At 37.4% G+C, this 18,973-nt stretch carries 15 protein-coding genes; all 15 read right to left on the bottom strand.

Annotated features, from left to right (window positions below):
* Positions 1-125 precede the first annotated feature (125 nt).
* Positions 126-611, bottom strand: coding sequence for a GNAT family N-acetyltransferase (locus tag AC6UDF_RS03225; RefSeq protein WP_500706413.1), 486 nt, complete (start codon positions 609-611; stop codon positions 126-128).
* 29 nt (positions 612-640) lie between these two features.
* Complete coding sequence (lepA, locus tag AC6UDF_RS03230; RefSeq protein WP_500706412.1) at positions 641-2,479, bottom strand: translation elongation factor 4; 1,839 nt, start codon at positions 2,477-2,479, stop codon at positions 641-643.
* A gap of 126 nt (positions 2,480-2,605) precedes the next feature.
* Positions 2,606-3,751 carry a molecular chaperone DnaJ gene (dnaJ, locus tag AC6UDF_RS03235; protein ID WP_500693833.1) on the bottom strand — a complete coding sequence of 382 codons (1,146 nt, stop codon included), beginning with the start codon at positions 3,749-3,751 and terminating at the stop codon, positions 2,606-2,608.
* Positions 3,752-3,848: 97 nt separating this feature from the next.
* Positions 3,849-5,708 (bottom strand): molecular chaperone DnaK, encoded by a 1,860-nt coding sequence (gene dnaK / locus AC6UDF_RS03240; protein WP_500693834.1) that lies wholly within the window; start codon positions 5,706-5,708, stop codon positions 3,849-3,851.
* Positions 5,709-5,747: 39 nt separating this feature from the next.
* Entirely contained in the window at positions 5,748-6,329 is a 582-nt protein-coding gene (grpE, locus tag AC6UDF_RS03245; protein ID WP_500706654.1) for a nucleotide exchange factor GrpE, read from the bottom strand.
* Positions 6,326-7,369, bottom strand: a complete 1,044-nt coding sequence (hrcA, locus tag AC6UDF_RS03250) for a heat-inducible transcriptional repressor HrcA (RefSeq protein WP_500693835.1) — start codon at positions 7,367-7,369, stop codon at positions 6,326-6,328. Before hrcA ends, grpE begins: the two co-directional genes overlap by 4 nt.
* 90 nt (positions 7,370-7,459) lie before the next feature.
* Positions 7,460-8,410: a riboflavin biosynthesis protein RibF gene (gene ribF / locus AC6UDF_RS03255; protein ID WP_500701131.1), complete on the bottom strand. Its 951-nt coding sequence runs from the start codon at positions 8,408-8,410 to the stop codon at positions 7,460-7,462.
* 8 nt (positions 8,411-8,418) lie between these two features.
* Complete coding sequence (gene truB / locus AC6UDF_RS03260) at positions 8,419-9,330, bottom strand: tRNA pseudouridine(55) synthase TruB (RefSeq protein ID WP_500695581.1); 912 nt, start codon at positions 9,328-9,330, stop codon at positions 8,419-8,421.
* A gap of 62 nt (positions 9,331-9,392) precedes the next feature.
* The gene (rbfA, locus tag AC6UDF_RS03265; protein WP_500706411.1) at positions 9,393-9,746 is read right to left on the bottom strand and encodes a 30S ribosome-binding factor RbfA; all 354 of its coding nucleotides are present in this window, start codon (positions 9,744-9,746) and stop codon (positions 9,393-9,395) included.
* 21 nt (positions 9,747-9,767) lie between these two features.
* Positions 9,768-12,281 (bottom strand): translation initiation factor IF-2, encoded by a 2,514-nt coding sequence (gene infB / locus AC6UDF_RS03270; protein ID WP_500706410.1) that lies wholly within the window; start codon positions 12,279-12,281, stop codon positions 9,768-9,770.
* A 23-nt stretch (positions 12,282-12,304) separates the two neighbouring features.
* Positions 12,305-12,604 carry a L7Ae/L30e/S12e/Gadd45 family ribosomal protein gene (locus AC6UDF_RS03275; protein ID WP_500693840.1) on the bottom strand — a complete coding sequence of 100 codons (300 nt, stop codon included), beginning with the start codon at positions 12,602-12,604 and terminating at the stop codon, positions 12,305-12,307.
* Positions 12,591-12,893, bottom strand: coding sequence for an RNase P modulator RnpM (rnpM, locus tag AC6UDF_RS03280; protein WP_500695579.1), 303 nt, complete (start codon positions 12,891-12,893; stop codon positions 12,591-12,593). The genes AC6UDF_RS03275 and rnpM overlap by 14 nt, the downstream gene beginning before the upstream one ends.
* Before the next feature lie 19 nt (positions 12,894-12,912).
* Positions 12,913-14,025 (bottom strand): transcription termination factor NusA, encoded by a 1,113-nt coding sequence (nusA, locus tag AC6UDF_RS03285; protein WP_500695578.1) that lies wholly within the window; start codon positions 14,023-14,025, stop codon positions 12,913-12,915.
* A gap of 13 nt (positions 14,026-14,038) precedes the next feature.
* Positions 14,039-14,512 (bottom strand): ribosome maturation factor RimP, encoded by a 474-nt coding sequence (rimP, locus tag AC6UDF_RS03290; RefSeq protein WP_500695577.1) that lies wholly within the window; start codon positions 14,510-14,512, stop codon positions 14,039-14,041.
* Positions 14,513-14,629: 117 nt separating this feature from the next.
* The gene (locus tag AC6UDF_RS03295; RefSeq protein WP_500706409.1) at positions 14,630-18,940 is read right to left on the bottom strand and encodes a PolC-type DNA polymerase III; all 4,311 of its coding nucleotides are present in this window, start codon (positions 18,938-18,940) and stop codon (positions 14,630-14,632) included.
* Positions 18,941-18,973: the final 33 nt, after the last annotated feature.

Consider the following 18,973-nt stretch of genomic DNA (forward strand, 5'->3'; position numbering starts at 1 on the left):
CATGAAATTTATTAACAATTAACGGAAAGAATAATATCATTTAAACTAAAAAACCACTATTCTATAATAGTGGTTTTTAGTACTAAATAAAATAATAAATTTTAATTTTTAAAATATCATAATTATTATTTAAAAAGCGGTTCGTGGGCCATATTTACATGTTCAACATTTCCCTCCATGAAAACTTCTCCTTCTGGTCGAAAGCCAAATGAAGCATATAAATTTTCAACGTATTTTTGTGCCTCAATAATAATCTCTTTATGAGGATATTTTTCTTTAATAACCCTCATCACTCTCTGAACTAATTTTGTTCCCAAATGTTTCCCACGTTGTTCGGCAGAAACAGCAATTCTTCCAAAAGTTATATAGTAATCTTGTTTATATATTCGACCATAAGCAATAACGTGATTTTGATCGTTAAGCAAAAAAACATGCCATGCCTTCTTGTCATTATCATCAATATCCTGCAAAGTAATCTTTTGTTCTACTACAAACACCTCGCATCTCAGTTGATAAATATCAAATAATTCGTTCAAAGTTAATTGACCAAATGACTTTACCATCCACATATATTCACTTCCAATCATCAAATTTAACTTATTATAACCCATAATTGTTAGTATCAAAAAAGCGGCAACTACTATTTGTCGCTTTTTTGGTCTTCATCAGTTTGTAAGACAGCCATGAAGGCTTCTTGGGGAATATCAACCTTTCCAACCGCTTTCATCCGCTTTTTCCCACGTTTTTGCTTCTCAAGTAACTTCGCTCTTCGATCAGGGTCACCAGTATGAATTCTAGATGTCACATCTTTTCGATAAGCTTTAATATTAGTCCTAGCAATAATGGTAGCGCCAATTGCTGCTTGAATTGGAATTTCAAAATTTTGTCTTGGGATAATACTCTTGAGTTTTTTAACAATTTCACGACTTCGGCCAGCAGCAAACTGTTTATGGGAAATAAAACTTAAAGCATCGACCTTATCACCGTTCAATAGAATATCCACTTTAACTAGATCACTTTGTCGATACTCAGATAATTCATAGTCAAGTGATGCATAACCATGCGTACTTGATTTTAATTTGTCGAAAAAATTAAAAATAATTTCCGATAATGGCATTTGATAAATGACATTCACTCTGGCATCGTCTAGATACTCCATCGTGACAAAATGACCACGTCGATCTTGACACATTTCCATCACAGCACCAACATAATCGTTTGGCACCATGATACTAGCCTTAACAAATGGTTCCTTAATATCCTTAATTGCTGATACATCTGGCATTTCAGATGGATTTTCAACTTCAAGTGTACTTCCATCATTTAAATCCACATGATAAGTTACTGATGGAGCCGTAGTAATTAAATCCAGCCCAAACTCACGTTCCAGACGTTCCTGAACCACGTCCATGTGAAGTAATCCAAGGAACCCACAACGAAATCCAAAACCCAGTGCTTCAGACGATTCCGGCTCAAATTCAAGTGAAGCATCATTTAATTTAAGTTTTTCAAGTGCTTCCCTTAAATCACCAAACTTCGCATTATCAGTTGGATACAATCCAGCATAAACCATGGGAATCATTTCACGGTATCCTGGTAGAGCTTTATCAGTTGGATTGTTTGCGTCAGTAACTGTATCGCCAACTCGCGTTTTAGTGATATCTTTAATGCTGGCAGTAATGTATCCCACATCCCCAGCCATTAAGTACTTTCGTTGAAGTGGCTTCGGCGAGTTAACACCAACTTCTGTGACTTCATATTCACTTCCACTGTTCATCAAGCGAATTTGATCTCCAGGCTTTACGACTCCATCATACAAACGAACACTTAGTACTACGCCACGATAATCATCGTAAACTGAATCAAAAACCAACGCCTTAAGCGGACCCTCAATATTTCCCTTTGGAGCAGGAATCTTTTTAACAATTTCCTCTAATAAGTTCTCAACCCCGAGTCCAGTCTTGGCACTAATCTCAACCGCATCAGAGGTATCCAATCCAATCACATCTTCAATCTCTTTTTTAGTTTTCTCGGGCTCTGCTGAAGGCAAATCAATTTTATTAATGACAGGAATAATTTCAAGATCATCATCCAAAGCCAAATAAACGTTAGCTAAGGTTTGGGCTTGAACTCCTTGAGTGGCATCAACAACCAGTAAGGCACCCTCACAAGCAGCCAGACTTCTAGAAACTTCATAAGAAAAGTCTACGTGTCCGGGAGTATCAATCAAATGAAATACATAATCAATCCCATCCTTACCATGATAAGTTAACTCAACCGCATTTAACTTGATGGTAATTCCACGTTCCCGCTCCAAATCCATATTATCCAAAATTTGATCTTGCATGTCCCTTTTAGAAACAGTGTCAGTCAACTCCAAAATTCGGTCGGCTAAAGTTGACTTACCGTGATCAATATGAGCAACAATAGCAAAATTTCTCGTCCGACGTTGCTTTTCCTTCATTTTTTTATAATCCACGATATTTTCCTACTTTCATTATTAATTCATTATTAATTCGTCCAAGTCGTTACTATTATTATAACAACCCGATATATGTATAACAAACAAATAAAGGAGCGGTTATTAAACCGCTCCTTTATTTGTTTATTTAAAAGCATCTTTCATTTTATCAAAGAAATTCTTGCCTTCTTCAACATTAGTATCACCACTAGCTTCAGCTAAAGCTTGTAAAGCAACTTTTTGTTTAGAGTTAAGTTTTTTTGGCGTCTGAACCTTAACTTTTACCATTTCGTCACCATTACCATTTCCATGAAGTTTAGGCGCACCCTTTCCTCTTAAACGGAAGACCGTCCCAGTCTGGGTGCCTGCAGGAATTTTCAAGTCAACGTCACCATGAACGGTTTTAACTTTAATTTCTCCACCTAAACCAGCAGTGGCAAATGAAATTGGTTGATCAAAATAGATGGTAGATCCGTCTCTTCTAAAGTACTTGCTTTGAAGAACTCTAAAGATCACGTACAAGTCACCATAAGGACCGCCATTTTCACCGGCATCACCTTGACCCTGCATGTGCATTTGCTGTCCCTCTTCAACACCAGCAGGCACCGTAACTTCAAGAGAATGTTGTTTCTCAACTTTTCCAGTACCGCCGCAGGTTGGGCACTTCTCTTTAATTACTTTTCCAGTGCCGCCACAAACGGGACATGGTTCCTGGGTCTGCATCTGACCGAGCGGGGTATTAACCGTTTTAGTAACATAACCACTTCCATGACAGTTAGAACAAGTCTCTGGTTTAGTCCCGGGCTTAGCCCCAGTGCCATGGCAGGTCGGACAAGTTTCTTCACGATTATACTTAATGGTCTTTTTAGTCCCAAAAACAGCTTCATCAAATGTAAGTGTCATCTGATATTGCAAATCTCGTCCACGACGTGGTGCAGTTGGGTCAGCTTGACGACGTCTTCCGCCACCACCAAAAATATCATTGAAAATATCAGAAAAGTCACCAAATCCGGCACCTTGTCCGCCTGCACCAGCACCGGCTCCGCCACCAAAGCCTCCAAATCCTTGGGGACCATCAGCTGAACCATACTGGTCATAATTGGCTCGTTTCTTTTTGTCACCTAAAACTTCATATGCTTCGGTTATTTCCTTAAACTTTGCCTCTGCATCTGGAGCTTTATTAATATCTGGATGGTATTTTTTTGATAATTTTCGATAGGCATGCTTAATGTCATCTTCACTGGCGCTTTTGTCCACGCCTAATACTTTGTAATAATCTTTATTAGCCATTAGTTCGCCTCCAAGCTCAAATAATACAACAAAAAGCCAAAGCCCATCAAACTGACTTTAGCTTTTCATCAATTGTTAATAGCCTCAATTGCCACAATTATTTGTTGTCATCATCATGGACTTCATGGTAGTCACCATTAACAGTATTATCATCATTTCCATTAGATGATCCACCGTTAGCATTATTTCCACCTTGTTGTCCTTGATCAGCTTGGCCTTGGTTTTGTTGATACAATTTAACTGCTAATGCTTGAACCTTTTCGTTCAAAGCATCCTTTTTAGTCTTCATTGCATCAGTATCGCCATCTTCTTTAGCTTTTTTGAGTTCGTCTTCAGCATCCTGAGCGGCTTTAATCTCATCATCTGAAACTTTGCCTTTAACATCTTTCAATGTCTTATCAGTCTGGAAGATCAATTGGTCAACTTCATTATCTAGATCAACCTTGTTCTTCTTTTCCTTGTCGGCATCTTCATTTGCTTCGGCTTCTTTCATCATCTTATCGATTTCGTCGTCTGATAGACCATTGGAATCTTTGATGGTGATTTTTTGCTGTTTTCCAGTTCCCTTATCTTTAGCAGAAACATTTACAATTCCGTTTTTATCGATATCAAAGGTAACTTCGATTTGGGGAACACCTCTTGGTGCTGCAGGAATGTCAGTTAATTGGAAACGACCTAATGATTTATCATCAGCAGCCATTGGACGTTCACCTTGCAAAACATGAATGTCAACGGCCGTTTGATTATCAGCAGCAGTTGAGAAAGTCTGTGACTTGGAAGTTGGGATGGTTGTATTTCTATCGATTAACTTAGTGAATACACCACCCATCGTTTCAATACCAAGTGATAGTGGAGTAACATCAAGTAAAACAACGTCTTTAACGTCACCAGTAATTACTCCACCTTGAATAGCTGCACCTAAAGCAACAGCTTCATCGGGGTTGATTGAATGACTTGGTTCTTTACCAGTCCACTTTTGAACTTCCTCTTGAACAGCAGGAATTCTAGTTGAACCACCATTAAGAATTACTTGGTCAATATCACTAGCTGAAAGTCCAGCATCCTTCAAAGCATTGTCTAAAGGAGCTTTAGTCTTTTCAACTAAGTCAGAAGTTAATTCGTTAAACTTAGCACGTGTAAGCGTGGTTTGTAAATGAAGCGGACCATTTTCACCAGAAGAAATAAATGGAAGTGAGATTTCAGTTTGAGTTACACCTGACAAGTCTTTCTTAGCTTTTTCAGCAGCGTCTTTCAAACGTTGTAAAGCCATCTTATCCTTTGAAAGGTCAACCCCATTTTCCTTCTTGAAGTTATCGATTAACCAGTCCATGATTCTCTTATCAAAGTCATCCCCACCTAAGTGAGTATCACCATTAGTTGAAAGAACTTGGAAGACTCCGTCACCTAATTCAAGGACAGAAACATCAAAAGTACCTCCACCTAAATCATAAACCAAGATTTTTTCATCTTTATCTTTTTTGTCTAAACCATATGCAAGTGAAGCAGCAGTAGGTTCGTTAATAATTCTCTTAACATCAAGCCCAGCAATTTTACCAGCGTCTTTAGTAGCTTGACGTTGTGCATCATTAAAGTAAGCAGGAACGGTAATAACAGCTTCACTAACAGTGTCACCAATGTAATCTTCCGCATAGCCTTTAATGTATTGAAGAATCATAGCTGAAATTTGTTGTGGAGTATATTCTTTTCCGTTTGCCTTTACTTTGTAACCTTGCTCACCCATGTGACTCTTAATTGATACAACAGTATCTGGGTTAGTAATTTCTTGACGCTTAGCAACTTCACCAACTTGAATCTCACCATCTTTAAAAGCAACTACTGATGGGGTCGTTCTTGATCCCTCTGGGTTGGTAATGATTTTTGGTTCATTACCTTCCATAACGGCTGCAGCTGAATTAGTTGTTCCTAAATCAATTCCAATAACTTTATTACTTGCCATAACTTAAACCTTCTTTTTATATATTTAATAACTATTTAATTACTGTGCCACTACTACCATTGCTGGTCTTAAGACCCGATCAGCAATTTTATAACCGCTTTGAAGTACCGATACTACGGTTCCCTTTGGATGTTCATCACTTGGAGCAACCGTTTGAACAGCTTGATGAAAACTAGGATCAAATTCCACTCCATTAGCATTAATTTCCGAAATATCATTATCCTTCAGAGCTTTTTCAAGATGTTGTTGGACCATTTCGATCCCTTTCTTGAGTTGCTTGCCGTTTTCATCAGATACGTCAACGTCAAGAGCTCTTTTTAAATCATCCATCACAGGCACAACATCTTTAGCAAGATCTTGTGCACCATACTTTGCTAAATCAGCACGCTCTTTTTTGTTTCGATTTTGAATGTTCTGAATCTCAGCTTCTGCTCGTAAGTAGTTGTCTTGAACTGTATCTAGTTGTTGATTTAGTTCATCAATCTTTTTTGCAGAATCATCTTTCTCGTCTGTTTTGACTTCTTGCTCTGACTTACTCGATTCATCAACATTTTCCGTTTTATCATCTAAATCTTTACTTTGCTTTTCCTTATCACTCGCCATTTTGAACCTCCTTTTTATTTATCATAATTATCATAGTATCCATTGATTCGTTTCTGAAGTTCATCTTTAAACGCATCAACTAGACCCAAAACCTTAGGATAAGACATTCTGGTAGGGCCAATTACAGCAATCCTACCAACACCATGAATCCCAACATCATAAGTTCCAGAGATAATACTATAATTTTTCAATAAATCATTTCGTAGCTCAGAACCAATCATAACTGAAATGGGTTTGGATTCATTATCTAAAATTTTTGCCATATTCGAGTTATTTCCAAACATTGAATAAAGTGGCTTAATATTTTTTAGATCGTTCTTATCATCCATTGTATCCAATAAATTCATTCTTCCACTAACAAAGAAATGGTCTTTAAGCGATTTATTAATGACGTATTCAAAGGCTCCAACAAAGTTTTCTGAAGAAGTTAAATAGTGTCTAATTTCGTCAGGAATTGTACTTTTAAGTGCCTCTAAAACTTCCGGAATTGTCTTACCAAAAAGCTTGTCATTAACTAAATTAGTTACTTGAAGTAACTTATCTTCGTCAATTTGGTGATTAGTTATAAAGGGCTGACTTTCAACTTGCCCATCATTCATCACCATAATTGCCATCACTTGGTGATCGGCTAACTTAATTAGTTGAAAATGTTGTAAAGTTTCGGTATTAGTCTGTTCTGGGCTTAAAGTCATCGCGGTATAATCGGTCAAACTGGACAAAATATCAGCAGATTGTTTAACAATATCATCAATTTGTTGAAATGTTCCTCCCAGAGCATTATGAATCAAACTCTTTTCTTCATTGCCAACTAGTACGGGATTAACCAAATTATCAATGTAATATCGATATCCTTCATTTGAAGGAACTCTTCCAGACGAAGTATGAACTTTTTGAATCAAATTTTGACCACTTAAAACCGCCATCTCATTACGAATGGTAGCCGAACTAACATTCATTGGAAGTTGATCAGCCAAGCGTTTTGATCCAATTGGAACACCATTGTTAGTATAGTCATCAACAATGTACTTTAGAATCATATCTTGTCTCTTTGTGAGCATTCTTACCACCTCTTTTAGCACTCTTTATTATCAAGTGCTAACGTACATTTATACCTTACCAAAGGTATTAAAGAACGTCAAGAAATAAGTTTACTGGTGAGAATTAATGTATTTCTTAAAATAAGATCGGGTGTTACTTTCATCAATTTTTAATTGATCAATCAACGGTTTCCGCCCCTGATATTTGACCTCGTCTCTCATTTTCGATAACCATCTAACTCTGACGTGATTACCATAGATATTTTGATCGAAATCCAAAATATTAATTTCTAAAGTAACTGGATTATCATTTCCAAACGTCTCATTTTTGCCAATTGATGCCATCGCTTTGTACCACGTACCATTAACTTCAAGTTGGACCACATACACCCCAAGTTTGGGCAACTGCTGTTTTGCCGAATACTCAACGTTAGCAGTGGGAAAGCCTAATTCACGACCACGAGCAAACCCATGAACAACCACTCCGTCATTTTCGAATTCATATCCCAAAAGATCGTTAACCGTCCGGATGTGTCCCTGTTCAAGATTTCGACGAATCCTAGTAGAACTAACCTTCTTGTCGTCCATTTCATCAGCGGCCACACTGACTACATCAAATCGCTCCCTGGCATATTGAGGGAGCTCCTTCATGCCCGCATTTTGTTCTCCATAAGTATGATCAAATCCTGCTATAACCGTATCAGCATTCAATCCAATCAAATAATTATCAACGAATTCTTGGGGATTTTGATTTTGAAAAGCAAAGTTGTAATTGATGACATAGACCACATCAACCCCCAGTTGCTCAAATAAATGTAATTTACGATTAAGCGGGGTTAAATAACGTTTTTCATTTCCATCCAACTTCTTGTACACTAACGACGGGTGATGATCATAAGTTAAAATTGCCAAAGGAAGTTTTTTTTGTTTAGCAATTTGTTTAGCTTGATTAATCACTTTTTGATGTCCCAGGTGAACTCCATCAAAAAACCCCATGGCAATGACTTGGGGACGATTTTTTTCGTTCTTATCAAGTGGGTATGATAAATAATTGACTTCCATAATTTCCTCTAATCTAAATCAAACATTTTTTTGGGCTTATAATTATTTTCCTGTTCATTTCTATAATACAAAGCTCGATCAATATTATTATACTTTAAAACTATCACTTCATCTTGACAAGCGATCTCATCAATACTTAAAAAACCGCCATTTTGAACACGATTCCACTGCTCTTTATTAATCACAATAGTCTTAAAATCTTTAAGAGCATGTGAAATTGGAAAAACAACTTTATTGATTTGATTAGAATTCATGGCTTCTTTAATATCTTTAAAAGTTACTGTATCGCAAAGATTAAATCCACCACTTTTAGTCCGAGTTAAACTTGACATCACAGCTGGGATGCCAACTTTTTTTCCAAAATCAGTTGCCAAAGTTCTGATATAAGTTCCCTTTCCACACTTCACCTCAAAATTAAAGGTTTGGGTGTGAGTATCACGATTGTAGGAACTCGCATTGATACGAACAAATTGACTAACGTTAATTTGTCTTTTAGGCCGATCAACTTTCATACCAGCACGTGCGTACTCATATAACCTTCTTCCATTCACTTTAACAGCGGAAAACATGGGAGGAATCTGGGTCGAAATCCCCAAAAATGATTTCAAGACTTCGTCAATTTCTTGATCTGTGATTGGCTGAAAATCAAAATTAGTATCAATAATTTCACCATCTAAATCCTCGGTAGTAGTGGAAAAACCTAACGTAATTGACCCACTATAAACCTTCCCTGATTGCATTAAATAATCAACTACTTTAGTGGCATGGCCCAAACAAATCGGTAAAACTCCATCTACATTAGGATCAAGTGTGCCACTATGGCCCACTCTTTTTTGTCCAATAATGTGTCGAATCTTACTCACACAATCAAAGCTCGTCATTCCCCTAGGCTTATACAAAGGGATAATTCCAGTGACCAATTCACTCACTCCTGTACCATATACGCAAAAAAGACCGGAAATAAATATTTCCAGTCAATTTTTTACTTATTTTTTTTATTTAAATTATCAATCAAACGATCAATCTTACTTCCGTATTGAATGGATCCATCCCGTTCAAAATGAATCTCTGGAGTAACGTAGATACTTAACCGATGACCTAACTCGCCTCGAATTAAACCAGTTGCTTTATCCAAGCCCCTTTGAACCCTTTCTTGTTCAGACTTCTTGTCAGATAAACTACTGTAATAAATCGTAGCTTGTTGCAAATCACCAGTAACTTCAACACCAGTAATAGTTACTCCTTGAACTCGTGGGTCACGAACACGCTTAAGTAAAATATCGTCGACTTCTTTTTGAATTTCCTGCTGTAGTCTTCCAACACGATATTGTGCCATGACAATCACTCCTTACGGTATCTACTTAGGTTGGACTTCTTTCATGTGGTATGCTTCGACTTTATCTCCAACTTTAATGTCATTATAGTTTTCAATCGTTAAACCACACTCAAAGCCTTGTTTAACCTCTTTAACATCATCTTTAAAACGCTTTAGACTACCAAGCTCTCCATCATAAATCACAACATTATCTCTAATCAGACGAACTTTGCTATCACTTTTTACGTACCCATCAAGAACCATTCCACCAGCAATCGTTCCAACTTTAGAAGCTTTATAAATTTGTCTTACTTCAATATTACCAGTAACTTCTTCTTCATAAGTTGGATCAAGCATGCCTTTCATTGCAGCTTCCACGTCATCAATGGCGTTATAGATAACTTGATAAAGACGAATATCAACCTTATCAGTTTCAGATTGAGCTTTAGCTTGCGGAGTAGGACGTACATTAAAACCAATGATGATGGCATTACTTGCTTCAGCAAGTGCAACATCACTTTCGTTCACCGCACCAACAGAGGCATGAATAACGTTAACCTTAACTCCCTCAACATCGATTTTTTTGAGGCTTCCAGCTAAGGCTTCCACTGATCCTTGTACATCAGCTTTAATAATTACGTTAACCTGTTTCATATCTTCTTGTTTCATTGAATCAAACAAGTTATCAAGAGTAACACGGTTATTTTGCTTCCGTTCTTCGATTTGGGCTTCTTTAGCTCGTTCTTCTCCAGCAGCACGAGCAGTCTTTTCGTCATTAAAGACAACAAAACGATCACCGGCTTCAGGAACATCATTTAACCCCGTAATTTCAACTGGAGTTGATGGTTTTGCATTCTTGATTTCTTTCCCGTTCTCATTAGTCATGGTTCGAACTCGCCCGAAAGTATCACCAACAACGATTGGATCCCCAACGTGCAAAGTTCCTTGTTGAACCAAAAGGGTAGCAACAGGACCCTTACCCTTATCCAATCTTGCTTCAACGACTGAGCCAGCTCCATTTTGTTTTGGATTAGCCTTAAGTTCAAGCACGTCGGACTGAAGTAAGATCATATTTAACAATTCATCAACATTAGTTCCATTTTTAGCAGAAATATCAACAAAAATCGTATCTCCACCAAAATCTTCAGGAACCAATCCATAGTTCATCAATTGCTCTTTAACATGTTGTGGATTGGCATTCGGCTTATCAATTTTATTAACTGCCACAATAATTGGAGTTCCCGCTGCTTTAGCATGATCAATTGCTTCAACAGTCTGTGGCATAACACCATCATCAGCTGCTACTACCAAAACAGTCACATCGGTAATGTCAGCACCACGAGCTCTCATGGCAGTAAAAGCAGCATGTCCTGGAGTATCAAGGAAGGTAATGGTCTTATCGCCATGTTTTAACTGATAAGCACCGATAGCTTGAGTAATTCCACCGGCTTCACCTGCTGTAATGTGTGAATGACGAAGATAATCTAGTAACGTGGTTTTACCATGATCAACGTGTCCCATGATGGTAACAACGGGTGGACGGCTTTCTTGGTAATCGGTGTTATGCTCTTCTTCATTAAAGAACTTGTCAATATCTGATACATTAACATTTTCTTTTTCTTTAGCTTCGATCCCATAATCGGTGGCAAGAAGTTCAATGGCATCCTTATCCAAGGATTGATTCTGATTAACCATCATTCCCAGCATAAATAATTTTTTAACAATCTCTGCTGGTTCCCGATGCAGTAACTTACCAAGATCCTGCGCATTCATACCATCCTGATAGATTAAAACTTTAGGTAATGGACGACTCTTACGGGTTGGCGCCGCATTCTTTTTGTGATTCTGACGAATTCGTTGATTCTTAGAATACATATTATAACGATTATCGCGACGCTTATTACGCTTCTTGCCCTTTTTATTTTTGTTGCGGTTCAAACTACCACCAAATTTTCCACTTCCGTTATTATGTGGCTTAGAAGTATTATTAACCGGCTTCTTGCTTGCACTATTTGCAGTTGCGGGACGATTACTATTCGCATGGGTCGCACTTTGACTATTATTCGTGTGCGAATGTTGACTATTTTGATGATTGTTGTGATTAAAATGATTACTTGAATTCTGATTCCGGTGCTGACCACTAGTATGAACACCATTGCTATGAGCATTTTCTGGACGCTGATTACTTGTTTTCCCATTATTTTGATGTTTATTTACTTGTTTATGTTCAGAATTACTTGGTCGATGCTGATTGTTAGAATGATTGCTTCTACCAAAATGATTGTTATTCTGACCATTTTCATGTTTTGCAGTATTGTGACCATTACTTCCGTTATGGGAGTCAGCAGTCTTTTTTGCTGGAGCATGCCGTTGTTCACTTCCACTGGTCGCTTTCTGACTATTCTTAAGCGCGCCTCGGACGGTCTTCTCCTGATTTGAATCAAGCGATGACATATGGTTTTTAACCGTAAAACCATTTGACTTAGCAGTGTCAATCACACGTTTACTAGGTATATTAAGCTCTTTGGCTAATTCATAAATTCTTTTTTTGGCCATATAATCACACTCCTTTACTTGTATTATTTTAATTCTTTAAATTTTTTCGAAAATCCTTTATCCTTAATCGCTACGATTGATCGTTTCATCCCAATCGCGTCGCTAAGATCATCTTTAAGCATACCAGTATTAACTGGAACTTCATAGAATTTACTTTTATCGAGAAACTTCTTTTTGGTACTTGCACCACAGTCTGATGCAATAAACAGGTAATTAATCTGTCCCTTTTTAATTGCATTCAAGACAATCCCCTCACCTGAGATTATTTTACCAGCTCGTCTTGCAATTCCCAATAAGTTTAAGACTTTATTATAATTTGTCATTATCAATCAATTCCTGTCGAGCCTGCTTATGGTCGACGTAACTAATAAGTTCATCATAAAAATCATTTGTTAAAGTTACATCAAAAACTTGATCAAGGATTTTATCCCGCTTGGCTTTTTTGGCAATTGTTACGTCAATTTTTACGTAAGCTCCTCGACCAGATTTTTTCCCAGTTGGATCGACTGACACATTACCCTCTTTATCACGAACAATTCTTACTAATTGTCGTTTAGGTGCCATTTCACCCGACACCACATCTTTTCGCATTGGCACTTTTCTTTTTCTCATAACAGTACCTCCTCAAAAATTATTCCTCGTTTTCGTCTTCATTTGATGAAACATCATCAGTAGAATGATTATCTTCACTGTCACTTTCGTCAGTGCCATCCATTTCTGATTCGGATTTAATGTCAATCTTGTATCCAGTCAGTCTAGCGGCTAACCGTGCGTTCTGACCACGTTTCCCAATTGCTAACGACAACTGATCGTCTGGAACAACAACGGTACAAGAACGATCGTCTCCATCTTTAAAAATAACGTCAATAACGTCAGCGGGTTTCAATGCATTGGCAATGTACTCAGCTGGATTCTCATCCCATTGGACAATGTCCATATTTTCTCCACCAAGTTCATTTACAATTGTTTGCACTCTGGTTCCTCTAGGTCCAACACTAGTTCCCACTGGATCAATATCAGAACTATTAGAACGAACAGCCACCTTAGCACGGTCGCCGGCCTCCCTTGCAATCGAGACAATTTCAACTGTTCCATCATAAATTTCGGGAACTTCTTGTTCAAAGAGTCGTTTTAGCATTCCAGGTGCAGTTCGACTTACAAAAATTTGTGGTCCCTTTGAGGAATTTTCAACGTTTGTAACATACACTTTTAACTTGTCCTGTGGACGATAAGTTTCATTTGGCATCTGATCATTTTTAGCCATCACGGCCTCAACTTGACCAAGGTTCATATACACAAAACGACTATCTTGACGTTCTACTTCAGCAGTTACAAGTTCATCTTGATACTTACTGTACTTGTCATAAACGGTCTCACGTTCAGCTTCACGAACCCTTTGAGTAATAACTTGTTTAGCGGTTTGGGCAGCAATTCTTCCAAAGTTCTTTGGTGTAACTTCAAATTTAATTTCGTCACCAAGTTCGTATCCTTTATTAATCTTTAAAGCTTCATCCAAACTAACTTCCAAACGTTGATCTTCCACTTTATCAACGACTTTTTTGACGGCGTATACATGGATACTTCCAGTTTTTTCGTCGAAGTTAACTTCGACGTTCTGAGCCTGATCAAAGTTACGTTTGTAAGCCGAAGACAATGCTGCTTCTAAGGCATCGATCACAACCTCTTTTTTTACGCCCTTTTCTTTTTCAAGTTGATCAAGCGCACTTACTAATTCTTTACTCATTTTAATCTCCTAACTAAAATTCAATTGCTAATCTAGCTTTTGAAATTAATTTTCGCGGAATTTCAAGTTCACTAATTCGCGTTTTATCTTTAATTGCTAACGTTAATTTATCATCATCAACACTTTTGAGGGTTCCCTCAAAAGACTTTTTCCCATTGAGTTTTTGATATAAAGAAACGTGGATATAATCACCAATTGCATTTTGATAATCAGACTCCCGTTTTAATGGCCGTTCGGCACCTGGCGAAGACACCTCTAAGAAGTATGGTTCGTCAAATGGATCTGGATCCAATTCATCAAGTTTTTCACTTAACTGATCACTAACCAAAACACAGTCATCCAAACTAATTCCTTGGTCTTTATCAATATAAACTCGCAAATACCAGCTTCCACCCTCTTGAACATACTCAATGTCATAAAGGTAAAAATTGTTATCATCTAAAATCGGTTGAACGGTTTTAGTAACTCTATCAATAACTTCGCTCAAATACTTTACCTCCTAAAAAATACCAATAAAAAGAGCGAGCATTCCTGCTCACTCATCAGAAGAGTTTATTATTACTGGTATAACTATACCATATAACCCAAATAATATCAAAAAGCCCTAGATATCAAACAGACTTAACTGATTTTCATCGGGTAATTCACTTAAGACTCCATTTTGGGTCATAAATTCAATAATGGTTTTAGAAACTTTACCACGTTTAGCAAGATCTTCCTTTGAAATAAATGGTTTATCTTCTCGAGCCGCCACGATTTGTTTAGCAACGTTTAAACCTAATCCAGGAATTGCTCGAAATGGTGCGATTAATTTTTTACCATCAATTAACCACTCAGAAGCGTCCGAGCGATTAATGTCGACCATCTCAAATTCATAGCCCCGCTCCAACATTTCATTGGCAATTTCCAAAACAGTCAAAAGATTTTTCTCTTTAGTGGATGCTTCGGTCCCTTTATCGTTGATTGCCTTAATGCTTGATTTAACTGCTTCTTTTCCATGACTCATAGCCACAATGTCAAAATCATCAGCCCGAACAGAAAAGTAAGCGGCATAGTAAACGAGTGGAAAATAGACTTTAAAGTAAGCCACTCTTAGTGCCATTAACACATAAGCAGCCGCATGAGCTCGCGGAAACATATACTTAATCTTTAAACAAGAATCAATGTACCACTGCGGAACACCAACGTCTGTCATTTTATCCTGCCACTCATTCTTAATTCCACGACCATGTCTAACTTGTTCCATGACCTGAAATGAGGTTTCTGAATCTAACCCCCAGTTAATCAAGTCGGTCATGATATTATCACGACATCCAATCACATTCGCAATGGTAGCCGTCCCATCCTTAATTAGTTCTTCAGCATTTCCTAACCAAACATCGGTCCCGTGTGACAACCCAGAGATTTGCAATAATTCAGAAAAATTACTTGGTTTAGTTTCTTCAAGCATTCCCCGCACAAAACGCGTCCCAAATTCAGGAATTCCAAGTGTCCCTGTCTTTGAAAAAATTTGTTCAGGACTCACACCAAGAATCTTAGGACTAGCAAACAATGACATCACACCCGGATCATCCATTGGAATCGTTGTCGGATCAACTCCTGATAAATCTTGAAGCATTCTGATCATCGTTGGATCATCATGTCCCAAAATATCAATTTTTAAAATATTATCATGGATGGAATGAAAGTCAAAATGAGTCGTTTTCCATGCCGCATTTTGATCTTCGGCCGGATATTGTATTGGAGTGAAATCATAAATATCCATGTAATCTGGAACAACAATGATTCCTGCCGGATGCTGTCCAGTAGTTCTTTTAACACCAGTTGCACCCTTAGAAAGTCGATCAATTTCAGCATTTCGAAAACGTTTGCCGGTGTCCCGTTCATAAGCCTTTACGTATCCGTAAGCTGTTTTATCAGCAACGGTTCCAATTGTTCCGGCCCGATATACATTCTTTTCACCGAACAGAACCTTGGTATAATTATGCGCAATTGGCTGGTAGTCTCCAGAAAAGTTTAAATCAATATCCGGGACCTTATTTCCCTTAAATCCTAAGAAAGTTTCAAAGGGGATGTTGTGCCCATCACCAACCATAACTGTTCCACACTTTGGACACTTTTTATGTGGTAAATCAAATCCAGAACTATATTCACCTTTAGTGAAAAATTGCGAGTACTGACATTTAGGACAACGATAATGGGGAGGAAGTGGATTAACTTCAGTAATTCCAGACATAGTGGCAACTAAACTCGATCCAACTGAGCCCCTAGAACCTACTAAATATCCATCCTTGTTACTTTTAGAAACTAATCTTTGAGCAATTAAATAAATAACAGAGAAGCCGTTTCCAATGATACTTTTCAGTTCCTTATCAAGACGCTTCTGGACAATTTCAGGAAGCGGATTGCCATACAAACGATGCGCTGTATTCATCGTTCGATCTCTAATTTCGTCCTTAGCACCCTCCATTTTTGGTGTATACAACTTGTCTTTTAAGGGTTTTACATCATCAATTTCGGAAGCAATTTTATTAGTATTATCAACTACAATTTCTTCAGCTTTATCTTCACCCAGAAAATTAAAATCTTTCAACATTTCATCAGTGGTCCGAAAATGGAGATCTGGTAATTCTTGGCGATTCAGTGGGTTAGCTCCACCTTGAGAATTAATCAAGATCTTACGATAAATATAATCATGAGGATCAAGATAGTGAGCGTCACCAGTTGCTACTAACGGAATATCTAGCTCATGGGCAATTTCATACATATTACTAATAATTTCTTGTAACTTACCCCGATCACTAATTAATCCCTGATCGATTAGTGGCTGATACGCTGCTTGAGGTTGAACTTCAAGATAATCGTAAAACTTAGCCTTATCAAGCGCCTCTTTTTTACCCTTTTGCATCATCGCCGTAAACACTTCGCCGCTTGAACAGGCCGATCCAATCAATAGGCCATCCCGAAACTTCTTAAGCTGACTCCTAGGAATTCGAGGAACCCGATAATAATAATCAACATGAGCAAGTGATACCAGCTTAAACAGATTCTTTAAACCAGCTTGAGTTTTCGCCAGGATAATCGCATGGAATGGACGAGCATGCTTATAAGCATCATGCTCCTCCATATGATCATTAAGTTGATCGTGGTACTGAATGTTATATTTATCTTCAGCCTCTTTTAAAAAAAGATAATTTAAATGACCAGTTGATTCTGCATCATAAATCGCACGGTGATGGTGCTCTAATGAAACGTCAAACTTTTTAGCTAACGTGTTTAATCGATAACTCTTAAAATTAGGATACAGAAAACGTGCCAACGTCAAAGTATCAATAATTGGATTACTAATCCTACTCATGTCATGGCGTTCGTAACCAGTATTCATGAACCCAATATCAAAAGTAACGTTATGTCCTACAATGATTGCATCACCACAAAACTCACGGAACAACTTAAAGACTTCTTCTTCAGACTTAGAACCAGCCACCATATCATTGGTAATTGAAGTTAAATTGGTAGTTTGTTCAGACAATGGGAAACCAGGATTAATGAACTCCTCAAACTGTTCAATCACATTGTTATTTTGCATCTTTACAGCCGAAAGTTCGATAACCTTATCGTAAATTGCTGATAAACCAGTGGTTTCAACGTCAAAGACAACGTATGTAGCATCCTTTAAAGCAACATGTTTATCGTTATAAGCAATTGGTTCACCATCATCAACGACATTTGCTTCCATTCCATAAATCATTTTAATATCGTTATCAACTGCAGCATGATAGGCATCCGGAAAGGCTTGCACGTCGTCGTGATCAGTAATGGCAATTGCGGGATGACCCCATTTTTTGGCGCGACTAACATAATCACTAATCGAATTAGTAGCGTCCATCTGGCTCATGTTAGAGTGTAAGTGCAGCTCAACCCTTTTTTTATTTTCAGGGGCAGTATCTTTTCTTTCTTCGTGTTTAATTGGATTAATATCATAAGCATTAAGTGTCAATTCATGAGAGTAGTTATCTTCTTGAATGCTTCCACGAACTTTAACCCAATCTCCTACATTTAATGATGCAAATTCTTGTTCTTCGTCATCATTTTTGGAGAATTTTTTAACAACAATTGACGAAGAATAATCAGTAACCTTTAAAATCATCAATTGGCGGCCAGATCGTAATGATCGAATTTCTTTATCAAAAACATATCCACTAACCACGGCGGAACGTTCCTCTTCGGTTATGTCCACCATCTTAGTAATATCAACATCATCTTTGATTTTCTTTCCAATCATTTTAGAATGCTTACTTGAATGTGATTTGCCTGAGGAATTCTTTAAAGCCTGCATCGCCTTTTGAGCCAACTCAACGTCACGTTGTTGTTTCTTTTTCTTTAAATCATCTATTTTTTCTTGAGATGCTGTAGTATCAATCATGGTATGAATGGAAAATTTAGGAAATCCAACTCTTTGATAAGTTGATTCAATTGGTCCCAAAGCATTACCATTTAGAAAATCTTTGACGATTTCATTTTCAGCAAGAAAGGTAACTCGGTCATCAATCAGTTTTGGTAAATTATTATTACATAATTCATGCGTTAAATTTGAAGTAATTCCAGCGTGATTTACAACCCATTGCCAATAATCACCAAGCTTACGATTATCAAAACCACTATTCTTAGTTTTAATCTCGAAATCTACCTTAGCAATCCCATCGAAGGCCACACCCAAATGATGAAAAAATTCTATAAACTTTTCGTAAGGCATAATCTCTGGTAGTACCAAATGAAAATGCCATCGATTTGATTTCTGATGGACATCGATTTTGTCAATTTCAGCATTTTGAAAGTAAGATTGATCAGCTGAATCTTCTAATTTAATTTGCTGAAGTAATTTACTAAATAATTCTTTTTTATTTAAACTCACTTTGATCCTCTCTTTCATTAGTTTAAAAAAGAC

It is taken from the genome of Fructilactobacillus sp. X2R6C1 (assembly GCF_059901295.1).

Excerpts from the sequence above, each read along its gene's own strand:
- ribF (WP_500701131.1), bottom strand. The coding sequence starts at position 8,410 with ATGGAAGTCAATTATTTATCATACCCACTTGATAAGAACGAAAAAAAT.
- hrcA (WP_500693835.1), bottom strand. The coding sequence starts at position 7,369 with ATGCTCACAAAGAGACAAGATATGATTCTAAAGTACATTGTTGATGAC.
- dnaJ (WP_500693833.1), bottom strand. The coding sequence starts at position 3,751 with ATGGCTAATAAAGATTATTACAAAGTATTAGGCGTGGACAAAAGCGCC.
- rnpM (WP_500695579.1), bottom strand. The coding sequence starts at position 12,893 with ATGAGAAAAAGAAAAGTGCCAATGCGAAAAGATGTGGTGTCGGGTGAA.
- infB (WP_500706410.1), bottom strand. The coding sequence starts at position 12,281 with ATGGCCAAAAAAAGAATTTATGAATTAGCCAAAGAGCTTAATATACCT.
- rbfA (WP_500706411.1), bottom strand. The coding sequence starts at position 9,746 with ATGGCACAATATCGTGTTGGAAGACTACAGCAGGAAATTCAAAAAGAA.
- nusA (WP_500695578.1), bottom strand. The coding sequence starts at position 14,025 with ATGAGTAAAGAATTAGTAAGTGCGCTTGATCAACTTGAAAAAGAAAAG.
- AC6UDF_RS03275 (WP_500693840.1), bottom strand. The coding sequence starts at position 12,604 with ATGACAAATTATAATAAAGTCTTAAACTTATTGGGAATTGCAAGACGA.
- dnaK (WP_500693834.1), bottom strand. The coding sequence starts at position 5,708 with ATGGCAAGTAATAAAGTTATTGGAATTGATTTAGGAACAACTAATTCA.
- AC6UDF_RS03225 (WP_500706413.1), bottom strand. The coding sequence starts at position 611 with ATGGGTTATAATAAGTTAAATTTGATGATTGGAAGTGAATATATGTGG.